Genomic DNA, 21,412 nt, shown 5'->3' with positions numbered 1-21,412 from the left:
CGGTCGCAGGGAACGGTTCAGATTTGATACGCGATGTATGCTGCACTGCAGCATCGCGTCCACTATTCGAAAGCTCATTTTTAACTGGCAGAAAAAAGCCGCTGGCATGGGGTGCCAGCGGCTAAAGGTCTCCCTTCCGTCGCTATTGCTTAGAAGTCGTACTGAACCATGAAGCGGACATAGCGCGGGGACTGGAATGCCGTTGGCAACAGGAATGTTTCCAGAGGAGCCAAGGAAGCACTACCTTCGCCAGTTTCGTTGCGCTCCACGACCTTCCGCGAGTTCAGGATGTTGAATACATCCATCTTGAACTGCAGACCTTCGGCAAACGCGGGGCGCCAGGCGACATTGATGTCGACATCGGTTGTCCACGGCAGGCGACCATAGGAACCGCGGCCACGCTTGGTGTCGTCAATCGTCCGGCAACGGAAATACGCGGCTCGGTATGGCAACTGGTTGGCCAGATCGTTCTCCAAGTCAGTCAGATCCGGATCCGGCGGCGTGTATCGGTCGTCCCCCGGTACGTAGAAATCGTTACCGATGCAGTTCAACGGTCGGCCAGACTGGACCAACAGATTGGCGCCTACCGACCACTGGTCGTTGAACTGGTAGTTGCCGAACAGCTTCAGACTGTGACGACGGTCGTTCGGCAGGTAGCCGTAAGTGCCACGCGTCAATTCCGGATAGTCGAAGTCCTGCGTAGTGCCGGTATCCGACTGACCGATATCCGATTTCACGCCGCCTTCGCTGTTGCCCCTGCTGCGGGCGAAGGTGTAGGAGCCCTGCAGGAAGAACTTGTCCCAGTTGCCGTCGAAGAAGAACTCGAGTGCTGAGTACTTGCGCTTGGCCGCCGGACCCAAGACGTCGGCCGGGATCTCGACGCGCTCGAGCGTGCCGTCACCATTGACGTCCATATTGAAGATGCCGTCGCTGCCCGGATTGTACAGGCGGCAGAACGGGAAGCCCGGGTTGTACATCGAGATCTCGTTCGGGGCGTCCGGATTATGCTCCTGGAAGCCATCGGTGTCTTCATTCAAGGTGAATCCGTTGTCGACGGCCCAATCCACCACCGAGCGGTAGTCGCACTGGTCATCGATCGCCGCCTTCAGGTCGCGGTAAATGCCGCGTACGCCAACCGAGAAATTATCCGAAAGTTGTTTCTGGAAGCCCAGGATGTACTCGTCCTGGTACATCGGATCGAGGTTCTGCGAAACGATCGTGTTCGGATCCTTGGCAACGCCGAACTCGTTATTGGCGTACTGGAATTGCAGCAACTCTGTGTTGAGCGGCACACCAGAGACCGGGTCGACACCGTCGAAGAAGAAGAATTCGTTGACAAACAGAGAAGCGCTGGCGCCGCGAACGGCGACGGTTGCGGTGAGCGGCAATGCATAGCGGCCCGCATTACCGAACACCTTGAAGCTCGAGTCGCCATTGACGTCCCAGGAAAAGCCCAGACGCGGACCAAACTGGTTGTCGATCGAGGCATAGGTCTGGCCGGCCCCGTTCTTGTTGTCGAATGAATCCCAGCGAAGACCCAGGTACGCAATGAAGTTATCGGTAATGCTCCAGCTGTCCTCGACGTAGAACGCTCTCGATTCGACCTTGACCGTGGCGCCTTGACGAACCGACTGCTTGAGTACGATATCGGTGTCACCACTTGACTGATACTGGTAAACCGAGCCGCCTTCCGGTGAGCTGCCATCAATGGATTCAAAATCATCGGCGTCATAGCCGAAACGCAGCAGATGGTCGCCGAGCTGCCATTCCGCGTCGATACGAAACTGGTCGCGAGTATCGCCGGCGTCCTTGCGGGTCAATGTGCCGGCACCGATGTTGCATTGGCTGCTGTAGACACCAGTGATCGCCTGACGCGACCCAGGACGCGCGTCTATGACTCGCGGGCAGCCGGTAGCACCCTGGAAGATGTCGCCGTTGTATTCAATAGGAATGCCACCGGAAGTGCGCGCCTTGTCGCTACGCGAGAACTCGCCGTGACCGAACAGTGCCGACAACGTGAAGCTATCGGTCAGATAGCCCGTATATCTGACTACATAGCTCTCACCACCGGTTTCACTTTCGAAGGTGCCGACCTGTGAGCCGCGATTGGTGGAGCCAGCGGGCGTCGTATTGAACAGCCCGATCTCGGACTCGGTCTTGTCGGAGAACGCAGTCAGTTCTAGCTGGTGGTTGTCGCTGATGCTCCAATCCATCTTCAACAACCAATTGGGATTATTGTCCCTCTGACTGTTGTTGCGAGTGGAGGTCACATTGCCGAACGTTTCGAACTCCTCTCTGCCGTACTGCAACAGGCCGTAAGCGAACAGGCGATCCTTGATCAGCGCGCCGCCGGCCCAGACAGCTGCAGTCGCCTCCCACTGGGTGTCCTGCGAGTTGTCTTCGCGCAATTGACCAGCGTGACCCAGATCGACAACATTTTCGAGATAGGTATTGCGCTGGTTCTCGCGCAGTTCTTCCGGCGCCCAGAAAATGCTGCCGCCGGCCTTGAACTCATTGGTACCGCGCTTAGTGATCATGTTGATCACACCGCCGGTCGAACGACCGAACTCAGCACCGTAGCCGCCGGTCTTGATCTGCTGTTCGGCGATCGCCTCGAACGGAATCTGGGCGAAGTTGAGGTTGTTGAACGTATTGGTGATGTTGAAGCCGTTGACGAAGTACTGGTTTTCGGCGACCGACGAGCCGCCGAACGACGCCAGATTGCCGAACGTGGCATCGCCGCGCACCGTACCCGGCGCCAGCAGCGCCACGCTGGTCGCATCGCGCGCCACCGGGATCTTGGCGATCTGCTCGGCGGTCAGGATGGTGGTGGACTCGACCGAGGACACGTCGATGGGATTGATCGCGCCAGTGCCGACAACAGTGACCGTATCCAAGGTCTGCGCGTCGCCGCTAGCTGTGACGAAGCTGACATTGGCTGTGCTGCCGACACTAACACTGGCAGTGCGAGTGCCGGTGGTGCCATCCGCTCCAGTACGAGTAATGGTGTACTGGCCAATTGGTACCTGAGAGACACGGTAGTTGCCATCATTACCCACGGTGATGGTGCGCGAGAAGCCAGTCGCCGGGTTCTCGATGGTGATGGTGTCGCCAGCAACGGCACGGCCAGTCACCGCGCCGGCGGTGTTGGTCTGTGCCTGCACACCGCCTACGAAGCTTAGACCGAGTGCAATGGTCAGCGCGCTTCGCTTCAGGCCTTTGGCAAGGTACTTAGAAGCCATTGTTGTAACCCCCTAGGGATCAAGTGATCAAAAGACGTCTATGCCCAAAGTAGACATGACTGCTGGACTATACGCAGGGGAACAAATAGTTAACAAGGCCTTCAGCAAAAATTAAGATACGGACAACTTAGACGTCGAAATATTATATATAACCAATTGTTTTTATTATAAAATAATAACTTGTCAGTTCTTGACAATACATCTCTATGTTGCGGCGCAAAATTAATACGGCCGCCGACGATATGACCTAAGTCATGTCCTGCGAAAGGCCTAGCTGTAAGGCTCTCCTTCAACGGGGTGCCGGGGTGCCGGTCGGCGATCATCGACGATATGTGCGACGCGGTCGCAATCAAGACTAAGCAGCGACTGGGCCGGCATCAGTTGCATTTCAGATCGCTGGCGCGCAGGCGCACCTGCGGAACGACGATGCCGACAACGGCAAGGAGGTTCTGCAGGCTACTGTGCTCGAGACGCGTGAGCGCAGCATCTAGCTCAGGCTGATCTCCTGCCAAGTCAAACCATAGGAATTAAGCGAGTACTTCAATGGCGATTGCGCGAGTGGCGTCAATGCGCGGGGCCTCTTTGAGAACAGTCGGCGCGTCGGCACCTGATCTCGTCGCATTCGATCGTCAGCGGTACTAGGGCTTTGAGAGCCATGTGACGCATAGAACCTACAGCAACGCTTCCGCCACGAAACTTCTCAAGATTATGCTTAATATTACGCGACTCGTGTCGCGAGCCTCGTCGCCATAGCCTCGAAAACTTCAGGCCAATTTCCCTTCGATTTCTGTCGGAATATGCGCATCGTCGGGTACCAGGGACTATCAGGACGGTCCAGCAACCAACGCCATTCCGGGACGCTTTTGAGTGCTACCCAAGTAGGCCGCGCAAGGGCACCCGCCAGATGCGCTGTCGCGGTATCTGACGTTACCACCAGGTCTAGACCCATCATCAAAGCTGCCGTGTCGCGGAACGCGTCAGGACCAGAATCGAATGTCGAACCAGGATCGACCACAGACATTCCTTCTGGCAAGCAATCAAGCTGATCCAGGCCGAAATTGCGCTGGAGACTGATAAGTCTCACTCCAGGCGTGCGCGCCAGCGGGGCGAAGGCGGAAAGAGGTATCGAGCGTCCCGAATCTATTTTGCGCTGGGGGTTACCTTGCCAGCTGATACCAATGTTGAAGTAACCGGTACCTAACCACTCTCTCCAAAATTCAACCTCTTGCGGATTCGCAGCTAAATAAGGAACCTCGGCTGGAATCGATTGCAAGTCACTGGAGAAGATGCGCGGCAAGCTCCACAGATCGCATTGGCAGTCGAATTCGTCAGCAATATCTGCCGCATCGAGGAAGCGAACTTGTGGCGCGCAGGTCGCCAGCAGATGGACAAGCCTCGGAGCACCAACGAACGTCACTTTAGCGCCCAACGCGACAATCTCTCGCGCATAACGGAAAAACTGGATCGTATCTCCATACCCGTTTCGCTCATACAACAGGATAGACTTGCCTCGCAACGATTCCCCTGACCAGAAAGGCACGTCCCCACTGCTAGGGGCTACGCCGCGACCTCGATCCATACTGACGGCATAATCTTTCCAGCCCTCATGAAATTGCCCTTGCAGCAACTTTAGCGTTGCGCGGCGCTTGTAAGCTTCCTTGTATCCGGACTTGAACTCCAATGCGGCGTCATACGCTGAGAGCGCCTCTTTAAAGCGCCTAGTGTCCTGGAAAATCATGCCCATGTTATTCATGGCTTCCGCATAACGCGGCTTAAGAGCAAGCGCAGTGCGCATGGATTCCAACGCCTCGTCGGACCGCCCCAAGTCATGCAGCACGTTGCCGCGATTGTTATGGGCCTCGGCGAACAAAGGCATAAGCTTTATGGCGTAATCGTAATCATCCAACGCCCTTTCAAACATGAGCATGTCGTGAAGTGAGATGCCCCGGGCGTTGAATGCCTCAGCTGAGTCCGGTCGCAGAGCAAAGGCACGTTCGCAGTCCTCAATGGCTAGATCCGGTCGACCCATACGGCGACGGGCATTGGAACGATCGCAGTACGCCTTAACGAACCCTGGCATCAATTCTATAGCTCGACTGTGGCTAACTATCGCTTCATCCAAAAGGCCCAGCGCCTGCAACGCCATACCGCGATTATTGTTTATTTCCGCGGAACCAGACTCGATCGTCAGCGCGCGATCGTAACTAGCCAACGCCTTATTGGGCTGGTCAAGCGCCAGGAATGAATTTCCGCGATTGTTCAATGCACCGACATGCGACGGCTTAATGTCAAGCACGGCATTAAAACTACCTAAAGCTTCCTCGTTACGCCCCAGCGCAAGCAACACGCTTCCAAGATTGTTATGTGCTTCAACAAGATCATTTCTAAGAGACACAGCTGAGCGGTAACTGATAACTGCTTCATCCAAAAGACCAAGCCTGGATTGCGCGTTACCGCGATTGCAGAAAGCCGCTGCCATGTCCGGCTTAAGTGCAATTGCTCGGTTGTAACTAGCAATAGCGTCCGTGCAGCGGCCGATAGCCGACAAGGCGTTACCGTGGTTGTAATACACGGCCGGGATGCTCGAATCCAAGATGATCGCATGAGCAAGCTGCCGTTCCGCGCCCATCGAGTCCCCTCGCAGCAGCAACAGCACCCCCAACAGATGACAGACACCGAAGTCGTCAGCCTTCACGCGCAGCAACGAACGACATAGCTCTTCCGCACGCACGTACTCGCCGCGGCGCATGAGAGTCTGCGCCAATTCAAACTGTTGTGGATCGCTCATGCCGGAAACGCCATCGCGTATGTGCTGCATCGTTTGCGCCTTCCATATCGTCCTCCTGAGATGTCTCGGAAACCTGCATGACATCCACATGCAGCCACAGTTGCCGCATGTAGCGCAATCTGGGTCAACAACATCGGCTACTGATCCATAGCTCCAAGGCGTTCACGCATCGGTTCCAAGTACTCCGCATACCGGTACCATTGGCCGACAAAACGTGTATGAATCGGCTCCCGCACCTGCATCGCACTCGCTGTGGTCGTCACGTCGGTTCGTTTCTCAATGGCCGCCATACCCTCGTTCCAAGAAAGGCCACAAAATGCAATGACTTCCCGGCCGATTCGTTCAGGGTCGGCCGCCAGATCGGCATATTGCACGTCGAGGATCCGCCCCGGGAACAATGCATGCCAATGCGCCATCAAACGTCGGTAATGGCGATAATGATCGGCCATCTCCAGCATGTCATAACTGTGCGGATATGGGCCGGCAAACAGTTCCTTCAGGTTCGAGAAGCAGGTGTCCATGGGATCGCGGATCATGTGCAGGATCCGCGCGTTAGGTATCGCGCGCAGAACATACGAAACATTGATGAAATTCGCCGGCATCTTGTCCGTATAGAAGGCTCGCCCTCGCGCACGCCATTGCGTATGCGCCAGATAGCGACGCCCCAATTGCGGCCAATCGATATCCTCTGCACGCTCGGCGAGCGCCTGGTCCAGAAATGGGGCACCTGCCTTGTCGCATATCCACCTCAGCTGCCACACCAAGTCGTGGAGCTCACCAGCATCCGCAATATCGGGATGGCCGCCAAGAATGCGTTCGAGCAAGGTAGTCCCTGAACGTGGCATGCCAATGATGAAAATTGGCACGGCACCTTCGTGAGGCGGTGGGTCGGAGGGGAGTGATCGCGACAACCCGCTGAGGTGAACGAATAATCGTTGTTCGACATCAGCGTCATAGCGCACCAGCTTCCGACGAAGGTGCATTCCCTCCGACAAAGCCAGCCATGCTTGCCTCGTGTCGCCCAGGCCATCTAGCTCCTTGAACAAGGAGTAATACAACAACGGCAGATCGGCGGCACGGCCCGAACTACAGCGGGCGATGGCTGCACGCAGACGTTCGACGTGATGATTGCCCGATCCTTGCCGGCCCAGCTTGGACACAGCCCAGTACGCGGGCGCAAAATCGGGATCGGCTTGCAAACAGCTTTCAAGCTCAGACTCCGCCGCCTCGAGACTTCCAGCGTACATCTGGGATAGACCGATCAAATAACGTACGGCTGGTGTATCCAGACCATTCGCTCTTGACATCTCCAACAAACGCAGTGCCAGCTCCGGCTGGAAAGCATCACTCATCAGCTTGCCAATTTCTGCGGTTTTTGCCGGCGACTTGGTTTGCAACAGCGCTGGCTCCTGAGCACAAGCGATCGCGAGTTTCATCTCACCAACGGTCATCAATCGCTTGCATATCATCTCCAGTAGATCAGCATCGGGCATGCGTGCGTCATAAGCACTGACAGCATGGTCGACGCTGTCACGGTAACGCTGTGTGGCGGAGGCAATCAGTGACAGCCGCAGGTGTGCCAGTGCCGCCAACTCATGGCAAACCAGCAGCGATTCATAGGCTAAACGAGCAGCGACAAGGTCGCGTTGGTTAAGCAGGTATTCGGCACGTTGAAGTGCGGATGCATGGGCTGAAGTGAGCATGTTATGGGATTCTAACCCTCCCCAGAACGAGGAAGGCAGATAGATGTACGACGCGACCCGCCCGCTCCATGTTTGCACGCAGCCTTGAAGTGTCGATCGATCATCCGATGAAAATAAGACCGATCGGGCCGCATTACCCCCGCCTACTGCAAGGTCGTCGCAATCCGCTTCTGCTCCGCCGGCAGCGTCGGTGCCATCCGCCCACCGAACTCACCTAGGTAAGCTGCGATTCCCTCGAACTCGGCACGCCAGCCATCACGGTCGAAGCCAAACAGCTTCTCCCGGGCTTCCGGGCTCAGTGATACGTTTTCGAGGTTGAGGTCCGCCGCACGAGGCAGGGCACCGATCGGAGTGTCGACGGCTTCGGCTTCTCCCTTGACGCGGCCGATCATCCATTCGAGCACGCGCAGGTTGTCGCCGAAGCCGGGCCACAGGAACTTGCCGTCGTCGCCCTTGCGGAACCAGTTGACGTGGAAGATCTTCGGCAGGTTCGCGCCTGGTTTGTCGAACGACAGCCAGTGGGCGAAATAGTCGGCGAAGTTGTAGCCGCAGAACGGCTTCATCGCCATGGGGTCGCGACGCATGACGCCGACCGCGCCAGTGGCCGCGGCGGTGGTTTCCGAGCCCATGGAGGCGCCGACCAGGACGCCGTGGGTCCAGTCGCGGGCCTCGAACACCAGCGGCACCAGTGATGCGCGACGGCCGCCGAAGACAATCGCGCTGATCGGCACGCCCTGCGGATCCTCGGCATGCGGCGAATACGACGGGCACTGCCTGGCGCTGACGGTGAAGCGCGAGTTGGGATGCGCGGCCGGACCCTTGGCCGGATCATGGTCGCGACCGCGCCAATCCTTCACCGGCGTCCGCTCGTCGAGGCCCTCCCACCACGGCTGGTTGTCGGCGGTGGTGGCGACATTGGTGAAGATCGTGTCGCGCTGGATCGAGGCCAGTGCGTTGGGATTGGATCTGGCACTGGTGCCCGGCGCCACGCCGAAGAATCCGGCCTCCGGATTGATGGCATACAGCCGGCCGTCGGCGCCCGGTCGCATCCAGCAGATGTCGTCGCCGACGGTCCACACCTTCCAGCCGGCTTCGCGATAGCTCTCTGGTGGGATCAGCATGGCCAGGTTGGTCTTGCCACAGGCCGACGGAAACGCCGCGGCGATGTAATGCGTTTCGCCCTGCGGGTTTTCGATGCCGACGATCAACATGTGCTCGGCCAGCCAGCCTTCCTGGCGCGCCTGGTACGAGGCGATGCGCAGCGCATGGCACTTCTTGCCCAGCAGCGCATTGCCGCCATAACCGGAACCATACGACTTGATCGTCAGCTCCTCGGGAAAATGCATGATGAAGCGGCGCTCCGGATCGAGTTCGCCGATCGAATGCAGTCCCTTCACGAACGCGCCCTCGCGCTCGATGCGCGCCAAGGCCGCCGCGCCCATGCGGGTCATGATCCGCATGTTGGCAACGACGTAAGGCGAGTCGGTGATCTCGACGCCGCAACGCGCCAGCGGCGAGTCGATCGGGCCCATGCAATAGGGGATCACGTACATCGTGCGGCCGCGCATGCAGCCGGCGAACAGCGCATCGATCTTCGCGTGCGCCTCCGCCGGCGCCATCCAGTGGTTGTTGGGGCCGGCATCGTCGCGGTCCGAGGTACAGACGAAGGTGAGGTGTTCGACGCGCGCGACGTCGTCGGGATCGGAACGATGCAGCCAGCTGTTCGGATGCGTGTCCGTATTCAGCGGCAGCAAGCTGCCGTCGGCTTGCATGGTCTCGAGGAGTGCTGCGTATTCGCTGTCGCTGCCATCGCACCAGTGGATGGCGGCCGGCTCGGTCAGCTGCGCGACCTGCAGCACCCACTGGTTCAGCGCATCCAGCTGGCTGCCCTTCGTTTCCGACCCGCCGATCCTGGTGTCTGGATAGTCGATGGCTGCGCTCATGGTTGTGCTCCTTAAGGCCTGTTACAGGGAATAGGTTTTCGCGCGGCCCGGTGGGCCGCTTTGTGGAGTTGGGCCGGCTCGGCGGCTTCTGCCTCTGCGCGGAGGGCAAAAGCCAAAGCCCCCTCATCCGCCTTCGGCACCTTCTCCCCGCCGTTGGCGGGAGAGAAGGCAAAGCCAGAGCAGCGGAGCAAGCTCCGCTCTACAAGGCTGTCAGTCGGACGCGAGGCGTTCATGCCTGCGGGATGAGCGTCGCCATCATGTGTTCGACATAGGCCTCGAACTCATCGTGGTGCAGTTTCGGCTGTTGCAGTTGCAACTGCAGGTTGAGCTGCAGGAAACCGACGTAGGCGGCATAGGCCAGGCGGGCGCGATGCTGGGCGTCGGTGCGGCTCAGGCCGGCCTGGCGGAACGACGCGGTCAGGTACTCGAGGCGGCGCTGCGAGACGCGGCCGATCACCGGTTGCACGGTTGGATGATCCAGTGCCTTGAGCAGTTCGCTGTAGACGATGTGCGACTGCACCTCGTGCGACACCATCTGGAACAGCGCGCGCAGCCGGGCGCGCGGATCGGGTACCGCTTCCAGCTTGCCGAACACGAGTTCCTGCTCGACGTGCTCCCAGCGCTCCAGGGCCGCGGCCAGCAGGGCGTCACGGGAAGGGAAATGCCAGTAGAAGCTGCCCTTGGTCACGCCCAGCCGGCGCGCCAGCGGCTCGACCGCGACTGCGGCCACGCCCTGCTCGGCGATCAGGTCCAGGGCCGCCTGGGCCCAGTCTTCAGCGCTGAGGCGGCCGCTGCGTTCGGATTTGACGGCCGGCAGGGTCATGGAGGCAGTGTATCCATACGATAAGGTCTGGGACAGTATCGAACATTGCGCGACAAGCTGCGCTGAGCGCTGCGTTGACGCAGGCCGGCATAGTATCCATACTTATGCGTATGGTAAAGCCGTGAAGGCCGCACACGACCCTCACGGTTGCTGTCCCACCTTAGCCCGGGCCCGTGGGCTCGCCGGAGCATAGCCATGAGCGTTGTGATTCCTTTCCTCGCATTCCTGCTCGTAGGTGCCATCGCGGCCTACCACCGGCTGCGACTTCCGGTCTGGGCGGCGCTGACGGCCACCGTGCTGTTGGCCTGCTGGCTGCTCGGCGCCAGCGGCGGCGCCACATTGATAGCCGGCCTGGTCACGGCGCTGATCGCGGTGCCGTTGCTGCTGCCGCAGATCCGGCTGCCGTACATCACCAAGCCGCTGCTCGGCTTCTACACGAAGATCCTGCCGCCGCTGTCGGAAACCGAGCGCGTGGCGCTGGAAGCCGGCACGGTCGGCTTCGAAGGGGAACTGTTTTCCGGCAAGCCGGACTGGAACGCGCTGCTGTCGCAACCCAGGCCAACCCTGACTGCGGAGGAACAGGCTTTCCTCGATGGTCCGGTCGAAGAGTTGTGCCGCATGACCAACGATTGGGAAATCACCCACGTCCATGCCGACCTGCCGCCGGAGATGTGGGACTACATCAAGCAGAACAAATTCTTCGGCCTCAACATCCCGAAGGAATACGGCGGCCTGGGTTTCTCGGCGCTGGCCAACCACAAGGTGATCCAGAAGCTGGCGTCGGTGTCCAGCGTGGTCAGTTCGACGGTCGGCGTACCCAATTCGCTGGGCCCGGCCGAACTGCTGATGCATTACGGCACCGACGAACAGAAGAGCCACTACTTGCCGCGCCTGGCCGATGGCCGCGAGGTGCCCTGCTTCGGCCTGACCGGGCCATGGGCCGGTTCCGATGCGACTTCCATCCCCGATTTCGGCATCGTTACCACCGGCGAGTGGAACGGCGCGCGCGTGGTCGGCGTCAAGCTGACGTTCGACAAGCGCTACATCACCCTGGCGCCGGTCGCTTCCCTGATCGGCCTCGCGTTCCGCATGTACGATCCGGAAGGGCTGATCGGCGACCAGCGCGACGTCGGCATCACCCTGGCGCTGCTGCCGCGCGACACCGCCGGCGTCGAGGTCGGGCGCCGTCATTTCCCGCTCAACAGCCCATTCCAGAATGGCCCGATCCGCGGCAAGGACGTGTTCATTCCGCTGAGCCAGCTGATCGGCGGCGAAGCCTATGCCGGCAAGGGCTGGCAGATGCTGGTCGAATGCCTGTCGATCGGCCGCTCGATCACCCTGCCCTCCACCGCCAGCGGCGGCTCCAAGATCGCGGCGGTGGTGACCGGCGCCTATGCCCGCATCCGCAAGCAGTTCGGACTGTCGGTCGGCCGCTTCGAGGGCGTCGAGGAAGCGCTTGCCCGCATCGGTGGCAACGCCTACACGATCAGCGCCTTGTCGGAAGCGTCGGCCGCGGCAGTCGCGCGTGGCGAACTGCCGGCGGTGCCGTCGACCATCTCCAAGTACCACTGCACTGAGATGGGCCGCCAGGTCTGCCAGGACGCGATGGACATCCATGGCGGCAAGGGCATCATCCTGGGCCCGAAGAACTACCTCGGGCGCGCGTGGCAGGCCTCGCCGATCGCGATCACGGTCGAAGGTGCCAACATCATGACCCGCTCGCTGATGATCTTCGGCCAGGGCGCGATCCTGTGCCATCCGTGGGTGCTGAAGGAAATGAAGGCGACGACACTGTCCGATCCGGACGAGCGGCTGCGCGAGTTCGACCGCAACCTGTTCGGCCACATCGGCTTCGCCATCTCCAATGCGGTGCGCTCGTTCTGGTTCGGCCTGACCATGGCGAAATTCGGCAAGGCGCCCGGCGACGCCTACACGCGTCGCTATTACCGCAAGCTCAACCGCTACTCGGCGGCGCTGGCGCTGTGCGCGGATACGTCGATGCTGCTGCTCGGCGGCAAGCTCAAGTTCAAGGAATCGCTGTCCGGCCGCCTCGGCGACGTGCTCAGCAACCTCTACATCGCCAGCGCGCTGCTCAAGCGCTACGAGGACGAGGGCCGTCCGGTCACCGACCAGCCGCTGCTGGCATGGTCGATCCACCACGCCACCTTCAAGATCGAGAAGGCGCTGTCGGGCGCGCTGCGCAACTTCCCGTTCCGCCCGGTCGGCTGGCTGCTGTGGGCGCTGGTATTCCCGATCGGCCGCCGCGCGCAATACCCGAGCGATCGTCTCGGCCACAAGGTCGCCGCATTGCTGATGTCGCCCAACGAGGCGCGCAACCGCCTCGCCGACGGCGTGTTCACCACGCCGTGCGAGAACAACCCGGCTGGCCGCGTCGACAGCTACCTGCCCAAGGTGATCCTGGCCGAGCCGGTCGAGCGCAAGTTCCTCAAGGCGTTGAAGAACAGCGACATCGAGGCGCTGACCTTCGAGGCGCAGCTCGACGAAGGCGTCAAGGAAGGCTGGATCACCGACGAGGAACGCGCGCAGCTGGAAGAACTGCGTCGGATCACGATCGACGCGATTTCGGTCGACGACTTCGAGTCCTGGGAACTGCGCGCGGAATCGCATCCGCCAGCCGTTTCGCAGTCATCGCGCGAAGCCGCTTGAGAACTCCATGGAATCCCTTGCGGGAAAATCTTCAGCCGTCGTTTTCCAGTGAAACGTCGGGCTGAAGCCTTCCCGCGGGCAAGTGCCGTATCTTTGAAAAGAGAGCCCGGCTGATGGCCGCCAACGTACTGTCGCTTTACCGCCGCATCACCCGCTGGCCCGCGGGCCACTGGTTGTTCTCGCGCGCGGTCTGCTTCAAGGCGCCCTACTTCGCCAGCATCACACCGAGCATCGAGACATTGGAAGCCAACCGTTGCGTGGCGACCATTCGCCATCGACGCAAGGTGAGCAACCATCTCGGCACCGTCCACGCGATCGCGCTATGCAACCTGGCCGAACTGAGCGCCGGCCTGATGACCGACGCCAGCCTGCCGCCTTCGATGCGCTGGATACCCAAGGGCATGACCGTCGAATACCTGAAGAAAGCGGTCGGCACGATGCACGCGACCGCGCTGCCACTGCAGCCGATCGTCGCCGCCGACGAAGGCTACGACCTGCCGGTGGAAGTGACAGTGGTGGACCCCGGTGGCGAGCCGGTGTTTCGCGCGCGCATCGCGATGTGGGTCTCGCCGCGCCGCGCGTAACGCGCACCACGCAAGGTAGCGTGCGCTGTGCACACGATCGCGGCCAGTAAAACATGAATCACGCACGCTGCGCCCGACGAGGAATCGGCGGCTGTGTAGTTGGGTGGTCTCCGGGCGCACCCTCGTCCGGCAGTGCACGCTGCGCCCGGATCACCCGCCACGCGCCGAACAGGAACCCCAGCGCCACGCCGATGCCCGCGGTGAACACGACGCTGGAGCCGAACGCGGCCAGCCCCTTGTGCAGCCAGACGAAGCTCAGGTCGCCAGCGCGGTAGACCACCGTGTCGACCACCGCCTTGGCCTTGTAGCGCGACTCGCGGTCCACGCGCGTGTACAGCGTCTCGCGGCCGGGCTTGGCCAGCGAGAATTCGCCGGCGCGCGTCGCGACCTGCACCATCGCCACCAGCAGCGGCAGCGGCGACAGCGCCAGCAGGCAATAGCCGACCAGGATCGCGATCGCCGGGATCATCAGGGTCGGCGCAACGCCGTAGCGACGCAGCAGCCAGCGGGTCAGGAACAGCTGGATCAGGATGGTGAGCGTGTTCACCGCCCAGTCGATGGTCGAGAAGTACCGCGTGCTGGCCTCGGCACCGGGATAGAACTGGCGCGCGATCGCCGCCTGCTCGTTGTACAGCAGCGTGCCGACGCCGACGCCGAAGAACATCAGCATCGCCAGCGCGCGCAGCAACGGTTTCTGCCAGACCAGCTTCAGCCCGGCGATGATCGAACCGCCCATCGCCTGCTCGCCGCTGACCTCGCCGTGCTCGCGCTCGCGGCGCATCGCCCACGGACGCAACTTGAGGATGCACAGCAGGCACAGCGCCAGGAATCCGACCGACACCAGCAGCAGGTTGGCCACGCCCAGTGGTCCGACCAGATAGCGGGTGATCATCGGGCCCACCAGCGCGCCGATCGTGCCGCCGGCGCCGATATAGCCGTAAACCTGCTTGGCGTGCTCGTTGTCGAACACGTCGGCCATGAAGCTCCAGAACACGGTGACCGCGAACAGGTTGAATACCGCCACCCAGATGAAGAACAGCGCGCCGCGACCGGAGGCGTTGCGGTCGAATGCCCACCAGAAACCGATCAGGCAGGCGATGAAGAACAGGTACACGACCGGCAGGAACACCCGTCGCGGGAATCGCGCCACCAGCGCGCCGTACACCGGCTGCAGCAGCAGCATCACCACGAAGGTCCCGGTGAACAGCAGCTGCAGGGTGAAATCCTTCAGCTCGAATCCCGCGCCCCGCGCCCAGGCGATCCAGGCCTGCGGGAACACCGCACTGACATCGGCCGACGCGGCCATCGCATCGCGCACTGGCCGCAGCACGTAGTAACCGCACAACAGGCTGAAGAAATACAGCAGCGCCCACCACAGCGGCGGCGAGGCGGCCAGCGCGGCGCGGAATCGGCCAAGGCGTTGCAGATGAGCGGGAGGATTCACGGCTGCTCGCGGATGCGGGCCTGCGGCGGAGTCGCGGCACGGTAAACGATGATGCGCGAATCCGCCATCGTGGCGGTCTCGGCGCAGCCAGAGCATATGCTCTAGCCCTGCCGCCTACTTTCCGCCCCATGCCTGATCCTGCTGCGATTTACGACTACATCATCATCGGCGCGGGTTCCGCCGGCTGTGTACTCGCCAACCGGCTGTCCGAGGATCCTTCGGTCAAGGTGCTGCTGCTGGAAGCCGGCCCGCGCGACTGGCATCCCTTCATCCACATGCCCGCGGGCCTGGCCAAGCTGGTCGGCCAGAAAGGCGTCAACTGGAACTACGACACCGCGCCGGAGCCGCAGCTCAATCACCGCATGTTGTGGTGGCCGCGCGGCAAGGTGCTGGGCGGATCGAGTTCGATCAATGCGATGTGCTACATCCGTGGCGTGGCCGAAGACTACGATGGCTGGGCGGCGCAGGGTGCCACCGGCTGGGACTGGGCATCGGTGCTGCCTTACTTCAGGCGCAGCGAAAGCAACAGCCGCGTCCTTCGACATGCTCAGGATGAGCGTGAATTTGCCGCACTGCACGGCGGCGATGGTCCATTGAGCGTCTCCGACCTGCGCTACACCAATCCGCTGTCGCACGCCTTCATCCAGGCCGGGCAGCAGGCCGGCTTCGCGCACAACCCCGACTTCAACGGCCCGCAGCAGCAGGGCGTGGGTCTGTACCAGGTCACGCAACGCGACGGTGCGCGCTGTTCCTCGGCGGCGGCGTACCTGAAGCCGGCCCGATCGCGCACCAACCTGAGCGTGCACACCGGGGCACTGGCGCAGCGGATCGTGCTCGAGGATGGCCGCGCGGTCGGCGTCGCGTATGCGCGCGACGGCAAGACGATGCGCGCGCGCGCCGAGCGCGAAGTGCTGCTGAGCGGCGGCACGATCAATTCGCCGCAACTGCTGATGTTGTCCGGGATCGGACCTGCGGCGGAACTGCGCGGGCACGGAATCGATGTTGCGGTCGATGCACCCGATGTCGGCCAGAACCTGCAGGACCATCTCGACATCTGCACGCTGCAGCACAGCACCCGGCGCGTCAGCTACGACCGCGTCAGCGACGCGACCATCGCCTTCCACTATTACCTGCGTGGTCGCCGAGGCCCCGGCAGCAGCAACATCGCCGAGGCCGGCGGTTTTGTGCGCTCGCGTCATGCGGCGGATGCGCGCGCCGACATCCAGTTCCATTTCGTGCCGGCGATGCTCGACGACCACGGCCGGCGTCGTCTGCAGGGCGACGGCTACACGCTGCATGCTTGCTTCCTGCATCCACGCAGTCGCGGCCGGATCCGCCTGACCGGCACCGATCCCGCCGGCAAGGCACGCATCGAGGCCAATTACCTGAGCGACGCCGAGGGCCACGACCTGAAGATGATGGTCGAATGCGCCCGCCTGTCACGCGACATCTTCGCGCAACGGGCGTTCGATCCCTATCGCGGCGCGCCGATCTTCCCCGCGCGCAGCGACCTGTCCGACGCCGAACTGATCGAGTTCATCCGTGCAAAGGCGGAAACCGTCTACCATCCGATCGGCACCTGCCGCATGGGCAGCGATGGCGCGTCGGTGGTCGATCCGCAACTACGCGTGCGCGGCGTCGATGGCCTGCGCGTAGTCGATGCCTCGGTAATGCCGACCCTGATCAGCGGCAACACCAATGCGCCGACGATCATGATCGCCGAACGGGCGGCGGACCTGATCCGCGCCGCCTGATTCCGAGCCCTCCCTTCTGGCTGCTCAATCTTCCGGAACCAGACTCAGGTCCGCCCGGTAATTCCAGGTTTCCGCGCGCACTTCGGCGACCGCTCCCGCCAAATCGATGCGATGGGTCGGGTCGTCGAGGAGTCCGTCCAGGCCGCCCGGATAACGGTCGTAACTGCTCCAGTCGTCGCGCGCGATCATCAACATGTATTGCGGTACCGCGCCGCCGACGAGCTTTTCGTACCAGGTATGCGGCGGCACGTCCGACCTGCCTTGCAACGCCGCGCGCGCGGCGCGCAAGACGGCTTCGAAGCGCTGTGTAGTGCCAGGGTGCAGCGTGTAGTGGAATACCTGCACGCTCTTCGAGGGTCGCCACTGTTCGAGCGGAACGCCCGTGCTCAGTTCGCGACGCAGGCGATAGCTGGCGCGGAACGCGGTATCGGCATTAGGCGTGACATTGCGCCCGGCATCGGCGCCGTCGCCGGCCGGATCGACACGGCGGTCGAAGGCTGCGAACGGTGCGCCGAAACTGCCGTCAATGAACATTCCGGCGCGTTCGCCGTCGTATACGTACCAGCCGTACCAGACCAGCGGATCGCGCTTTTCGCGATGCCATCGCAGATGGGCGCGATAGCCCTGGTCGAAGCGGTCTTCCATGCCTTTCTTCGGCCAGTAGGCGAACAGGTGCGCCGCGTCGCCGCTGTCGCGGGTGGATGCGGACGCCTGCGCCGAAACCGGCGCAGACAAGGCCAAGGCAAGCAGGACGCAGGCCGGGAACCGCATGGTGCATCTCCGTGGGCAATCGCATAAAGCCTAGCGGCGCAGGTGCGCGGCGACTATTTCGAATCGCCGCGGCAATGTTCAGGCGCCTAGAATGAAGCCATGCAGCCCGACTTCAAGCGCTTGTCCGTGTTCCGCACCGTGGTCGCCAGCGGCGGCGTGATCGCCGCCGCGCGCGAGCTGCACAAATCGCCTTCGGCGGTCACCTACGACCTGCAACGGCTCGAACGCCTGCTCGGCGCGAAGCTGTTCCGAAAATCGGGGCGGCGGCTGGCGTTGACACCGCGTGGGCAGGCGCTGGCTGCGTCGATCGAGCGCGCCTATCTGGACCTGCAGCACGCCTGGGAGAGCCTCGGCGAAGCCGACGGTCAGGAGCCGCTGCGCATCGCCTGCGTGTCCGGCTTCGGTCGCTACCGGCTGGTACCGCGCCTGATGCAGCTGCTGCCGCGCGATCGGCCGGTCGAAGTGCTGTTCCGTACCGCCAGCGGCGTGCAGGCGCTGCTGGAAACCGGCCGCGTCGCGCTCGGTGTCAGCTATCGGCCGCTGGTCACTTCCGGCATTGCATCGGTGCCATTGGGCGAGGAGGAACTGGCGCTGGTCGGACCGAAGTCACGGCGTGCCACGCCCGCACCCGAAGCGATCCCGAAACTGCCCTTCGTCACCTACGAGGAATTCGAGTACGTCTTCTTTCGCTGGTTCGAGACCCATCGGATTCCGCTGCCGCAGCCGTGGAACCGCGGCGATCATTTCGACGAACTGGAAGAGGCGCTGGAAAGCGTCGCCAACGGCCGCGGATGGTGCGTGGTGCCACTGGATTCCGCGCTGGGCCGCGCCTATCGTTCGCGACTGCGGGTGCATCGTTTGAAACGACACGCCTGCAGCAACGAGATCCACCTGGTCGGCAGCGAGCGCGAACTGCGCAGCGAGGACGCCGCCTTGCTGCGGATCGCAGCGCTTTCGGCCTGACAGTCCTCGTAGAGCGAAGCTCGCGCCGCCTTACGACGGGTCAGTTGCGTTCCAGCATCGGCGGCAACGGGCAATGCAGCGCGCCGCAGATCGTACGCAGCAGTTCCGCCTCGGCGACGGTGACGCGGCCGTCGTGGCTGACGGCGGCAGTGATAGCTTCCACCATCACCTGCTTGGCCAGCGGATCGAGCGCGTCGAGTGGTTCCCACACGGCATCCAGCGCCAGCACGCCATCGGCAGGCGGTGCATAGGGCACGTGATCACGCGGCAACACGCGCTGCATGCCCGCGAGATAGGCACGCTGCGCGGCGGCGGCATCTTCGTGGCCTGCCTGCGCGGCCACCGCCAGCAACGTGGCGAATTCCTGCTTCACGCTGCCGGCCTTGCGCCGCCCGAAACGCGCGTACTGCGACGGATCCAGCGACTCGCGCACCTGTACTTCCAGCAACCGGCCCAGACAGTATTCGAACAGCGATACCCGGCCGTCGGCGTGGACGACCGCGTGCACGGTATCCATGAACGTGTCCAGTTCCGGCCGCGGCCGCAACCGCAATACAGGGAAGGCCATCGCCGCCAGTGGCAGGCGAAGCATCGGATGCAGTGCGTCGAGGCTCTCGCCCTTCAGCCGCTGCGCGGTCGCGGCCATGTCCGCACCCAGGCGCGCCTCGATTTCCGTGCGCTGACGGGCCTGTATCTGCGGCGACGGATCCAGCAGCAGGCCAAGCAGCAGCGGGACCACCGAATCGCGTTGCCTGGCCAGCTGCCCGGCCTGTTCCGGAATAGCGGCGACGATGCTGTCGGCGCGCTGGTAATCCTCCGATGACGGCTGCGCGACCTGTGCGGCGACCATCGGCGGCGTGAGGTCCAACGCCGCGGCTGCGCCGGGCAAGCCGACCGGCAGGATCGGCAGCGGCGAACGGCGCTCGCCGGTGGTGCCGGCGGACAACGCGTCATCCTGCGAACCGGGCGGCTTCGCGCGCCAGCGTCGCCGCAACTCCTCGAGCTGCTCGGCACGAAACGAAGGCTCCAATGCCTGGATGCGCTTGAGCAGTGGTGGGTGGGTGGCGAACAGACCGGAAAAACCGACGCCATCGCCGAACAGCATGTGACTGACTTCTTCGGCATCGCCGCGCTGGGTGAGCGTGGAGCCGCCATCGCTGGCGGCGATTTTCTTCAGCGCGCCGGCCAGTCCGCTGGTCTGGCGGGTGAACTGCACCGCCGAAGCATCGGCCAGCGATTCGCGGGTACGGCTGACTCCGGCCTTGATCATGCGGCCGAAGAACAGGCCGATGTAGCCCACGGCCAGCGCGATCAGCGCGGCCACGACGACTCCGCCGGCGCCCCTGCCACGGCTGCCGAAGCGTCCGTAGACCAGAATGCGCTGCCCGATCAGGCTCAGCATGAGGATGCCGAACAGCACGCCGATCAGGCGGATGTTCAGGCGCATGTCGCCGTTGAGCACGTGACTGAACTCGTGCGCGATAACGCCCTGCAACTCGTCGCGGTTGAGCTGTTCCAGCGCGCCGCGGGTCACCGCGATCACCGCGTCGGAGGGCGAATAGCCGGCGGCCAAGGCATTGATCGCCGCTTCGTGCTCCAGCACGAAGATCTTCGGCACCGGCACGCCGGAAGCGATCGCGATCTCCTCGACCACATTGCGCAACCGGCGCAACTGTATGTCAGTGGTGTCTTCGGGCACCTGCGTGCCGCCGAGCTGCAGCGCCACCGGTTCGCCACCGCCGCGCAGCGACGCCATGCGGTACAGCGAACCGAAGCCGATCACCGCCAGTGTCAGCAGCGATGTCACCACCAGCGCGCCCATGCCACCGCCGAACACCAGCAGCACGGCGAGGTCGACCGCTGCCACGATGCCGACCACGGCCAGCGCGAACAGCACGATCAGGCGCGTGGAAGTACGCCGCGCAGCGGCCTGGCGCTCGAAGAAGTTCACGCTTGGATGTGATTCGTCATTGGTGATTCGTGATTCGACAGGACGGCCACGGCAGTTGGACGAATCACGAATACCGAATCACCAATCGCCGCCCTCAGAACTGCACCTTCGGCGCCGCGCGTACCTCGGCCTGCTGGTCCGGCGGGATTTCCAGCAGGGCGGCCGGGGCGAAGTTGAACATGCCGGCGACCACGCTGGACGGAAACACCTCGCGCCGGTTGTTGTAGGCCATCACCGAATCATTGAAGGCCTGGCGCGCGAACGCCACCTTGTTCTCGGTGCTGGTCAGTTCTTCGGTCAACTGCATCATGTTCTGGTTGGCTTTCAGGTCCGGATAGGCCTCCGACACCGCCAGCAACCGGCCGAGGGCGCTGTCGAGCATGCCCTGGGTGTTGGCCAGTTGGGCCATCGCCGCCGGGTCGCCCGGGCTGGCCTTGGCCGCGGACAGGCCGGATACGGCCGCACCGCGCGCGGCGATGACCGCCTCCAGCGTCTCGCGTTCGTGGGTCAGGTAGCCCTTGACGGTCTCGACCAGGTTGGGGATCAGGTCGAAGCGGCGCTGCAGCTGCACGTCGATCTGGGCGAACGCATTCTTGAAGGCGTTACGGGCCGTCACCAGGCCGTTGTAGATGCCTACCGCCCAGAATGCCAACACCACCACAATTCCCAGCAGGATCAACACAGTAAGCATCAAAGTTCCCCTTGTTCATGCAAAGTCCGTTCGATTCCGATTAGTATCCGGCAAACAGACGGCTGAAGCCGCAGCATACGCAGGGGAG

At 62.5% G+C, this 21,412-nt stretch carries 13 protein-coding genes; 4 read left to right on the top strand and 9 right to left on the bottom strand.

The features are described from left to right. Positions 1–149 precede the first annotated feature (149 nt). From IP90_RS02975 to IP90_RS02955, 5 genes are all read right to left on the bottom strand, one after another. Entirely contained in the window at positions 150–3,242 is a 3,093-nt protein-coding gene (locus IP90_RS02975) for a TonB-dependent receptor (protein WP_144898113.1), read from the bottom strand. Between the two features lie 718 nt (positions 3,243–3,960). Further along, entirely contained in the window at positions 3,961–6,060 is a 2,100-nt protein-coding gene (locus IP90_RS02970; RefSeq protein WP_158635255.1) for a tetratricopeptide repeat protein, read from the bottom strand. 107 nt (positions 6,061–6,167) lie between these two features. Then, positions 6,168–7,733, bottom strand: coding sequence for a tetratricopeptide repeat-containing sulfotransferase family protein (locus IP90_RS02965; protein ID WP_144898111.1), 1,566 nt, complete (start codon positions 7,731–7,733; stop codon positions 6,168–6,170). A gap of 143 nt (positions 7,734–7,876) precedes the next feature. Then, positions 7,877–9,676 (bottom strand): phosphoenolpyruvate carboxykinase (GTP), encoded by a 1,800-nt coding sequence (locus IP90_RS02960; RefSeq protein WP_144898110.1) that lies wholly within the window; start codon positions 9,674–9,676, stop codon positions 7,877–7,879. Between the two features lie 229 nt (positions 9,677–9,905). Further along, positions 9,906–10,499, bottom strand: coding sequence for a TetR/AcrR family transcriptional regulator (locus IP90_RS02955; protein WP_144898109.1), 594 nt, complete (start codon positions 10,497–10,499; stop codon positions 9,906–9,908). 195 nt (positions 10,500–10,694) lie between these two features. Between IP90_RS02955 and IP90_RS02950 the strand changes: the two genes are divergently transcribed. Beyond that, positions 10,695–13,166 carry an acyl-CoA dehydrogenase gene (locus tag IP90_RS02950; protein WP_144898108.1) on the top strand — a complete coding sequence of 824 codons (2,472 nt, stop codon included), beginning with the start codon at positions 10,695–10,697 and terminating at the stop codon, positions 13,164–13,166. A gap of 113 nt (positions 13,167–13,279) precedes the next feature. Continuing rightward, the gene (locus tag IP90_RS02945; RefSeq protein ID WP_144898107.1) at positions 13,280–13,750 is read left to right on the top strand and encodes a hotdog fold domain-containing protein; all 471 of its coding nucleotides are present in this window, start codon (positions 13,280–13,282) and stop codon (positions 13,748–13,750) included. Positions 13,751–13,808: 58 nt separating this feature from the next. On the opposite strand, the gene IP90_RS02940 is transcribed toward IP90_RS02945, so the two are convergent. Beyond that, the gene (locus tag IP90_RS02940) at positions 13,809–15,194 is read right to left on the bottom strand and encodes an NTP/NDP exchange transporter (RefSeq protein WP_242007455.1); all 1,386 of its coding nucleotides are present in this window, start codon (positions 15,192–15,194) and stop codon (positions 13,809–13,811) included. Between the two features lie 146 nt (positions 15,195–15,340). On the opposite strand from IP90_RS02940, the gene IP90_RS02935 reads away from it, so the two are divergent. Further along, complete coding sequence (locus IP90_RS02935; protein WP_144898176.1) at positions 15,341–16,948, top strand: GMC family oxidoreductase; 1,608 nt, start codon at positions 15,341–15,343, stop codon at positions 16,946–16,948. A 24-nt stretch (positions 16,949–16,972) separates the two neighbouring features. Here IP90_RS02935 and IP90_RS02930 read toward each other — a convergent pair whose 3' ends face one another. Further along, on the bottom strand, positions 16,973–17,719 hold the full coding sequence (locus IP90_RS02930; RefSeq protein WP_144898105.1) for a hypothetical protein: 747 nt from the start codon (positions 17,717–17,719) through the stop codon (positions 16,973–16,975). A 99-nt stretch (positions 17,720–17,818) separates the two neighbouring features. Here IP90_RS02930 and IP90_RS02925 point away from each other — a divergent pair, with 99 nt between their 5' ends. Continuing rightward, positions 17,819–18,682, top strand: a complete 864-nt coding sequence (locus tag IP90_RS02925) for a LysR family transcriptional regulator (RefSeq protein ID WP_144898104.1) — start codon at positions 17,819–17,821, stop codon at positions 18,680–18,682. A gap of 40 nt (positions 18,683–18,722) precedes the next feature. On the opposite strand, the gene IP90_RS02920 is transcribed toward IP90_RS02925, so the two are convergent. Next, positions 18,723–20,633, bottom strand: coding sequence for a M48 family metallopeptidase (locus IP90_RS02920; RefSeq protein WP_144898103.1), 1,911 nt, complete (start codon positions 20,631–20,633; stop codon positions 18,723–18,725). A 94-nt stretch (positions 20,634–20,727) separates the two neighbouring features. Continuing rightward, positions 20,728–21,324 carry a LemA family protein gene (locus IP90_RS02915; RefSeq protein WP_144898102.1) on the bottom strand — a complete coding sequence of 199 codons (597 nt, stop codon included), beginning with the start codon at positions 21,322–21,324 and terminating at the stop codon, positions 20,728–20,730. Between the last annotated feature and the right edge of the window lie 88 nt (positions 21,325–21,412).

The sequence above is a fragment of the Luteimonas cucumeris genome (assembly GCF_007830035.1).
GTDB lineage: Bacteria > Pseudomonadota > Gammaproteobacteria > Xanthomonadales > Xanthomonadaceae > Luteimonas_C > Luteimonas_C cucumeris.
Note: the sequence above shows the minus strand (reverse complement) of the source record. Positions and strands in the feature narration are given on the sequence as shown.

Bases quoted from the DNA above. Each gene is read 5' to 3' on its own strand.
- IP90_RS02950 (WP_144898108.1), top strand. From the start codon at position 10,695: ATGAGCGTTGTGATTCCTTTCCTCGCATTCCTGCTCGTAGGTGCCATC.
- IP90_RS02955 (WP_144898109.1), bottom strand. From the start codon at position 10,499: ATGACCCTGCCGGCCGTCAAATCCGAACGCAGCGGCCGCCTCAGCGCT.
- IP90_RS02915 (WP_144898102.1), bottom strand. From the start codon at position 21,324: ATGCTTACTGTGTTGATCCTGCTGGGAATTGTGGTGGTGTTGGCATTC.
- IP90_RS02930 (WP_144898105.1), bottom strand. From the start codon at position 17,719: ATGCGGTTCCCGGCCTGCGTCCTGCTTGCCTTGGCCTTGTCTGCGCCG.
- IP90_RS02945 (WP_144898107.1), top strand. From the start codon at position 13,280: ATGGCCGCCAACGTACTGTCGCTTTACCGCCGCATCACCCGCTGGCCC.
- IP90_RS02975 (WP_144898113.1), bottom strand. From the start codon at position 3,242: ATGGCTTCTAAGTACCTTGCCAAAGGCCTGAAGCGAAGCGCGCTGACC.
- IP90_RS02970 (WP_158635255.1), bottom strand. From the start codon at position 6,060: ATGCAGCACATACGCGATGGCGTTTCCGGCATGAGCGATCCACAACAG.
- IP90_RS02960 (WP_144898110.1), bottom strand. From the start codon at position 9,676: ATGAGCGCAGCCATCGACTATCCAGACACCAGGATCGGCGGGTCGGAA.
- IP90_RS02965 (WP_144898111.1), bottom strand. From the start codon at position 7,733: ATGCTCACTTCAGCCCATGCATCCGCACTTCAACGTGCCGAATACCTG.
- IP90_RS02925 (WP_144898104.1), top strand. From the start codon at position 17,819: ATGCAGCCCGACTTCAAGCGCTTGTCCGTGTTCCGCACCGTGGTCGCC.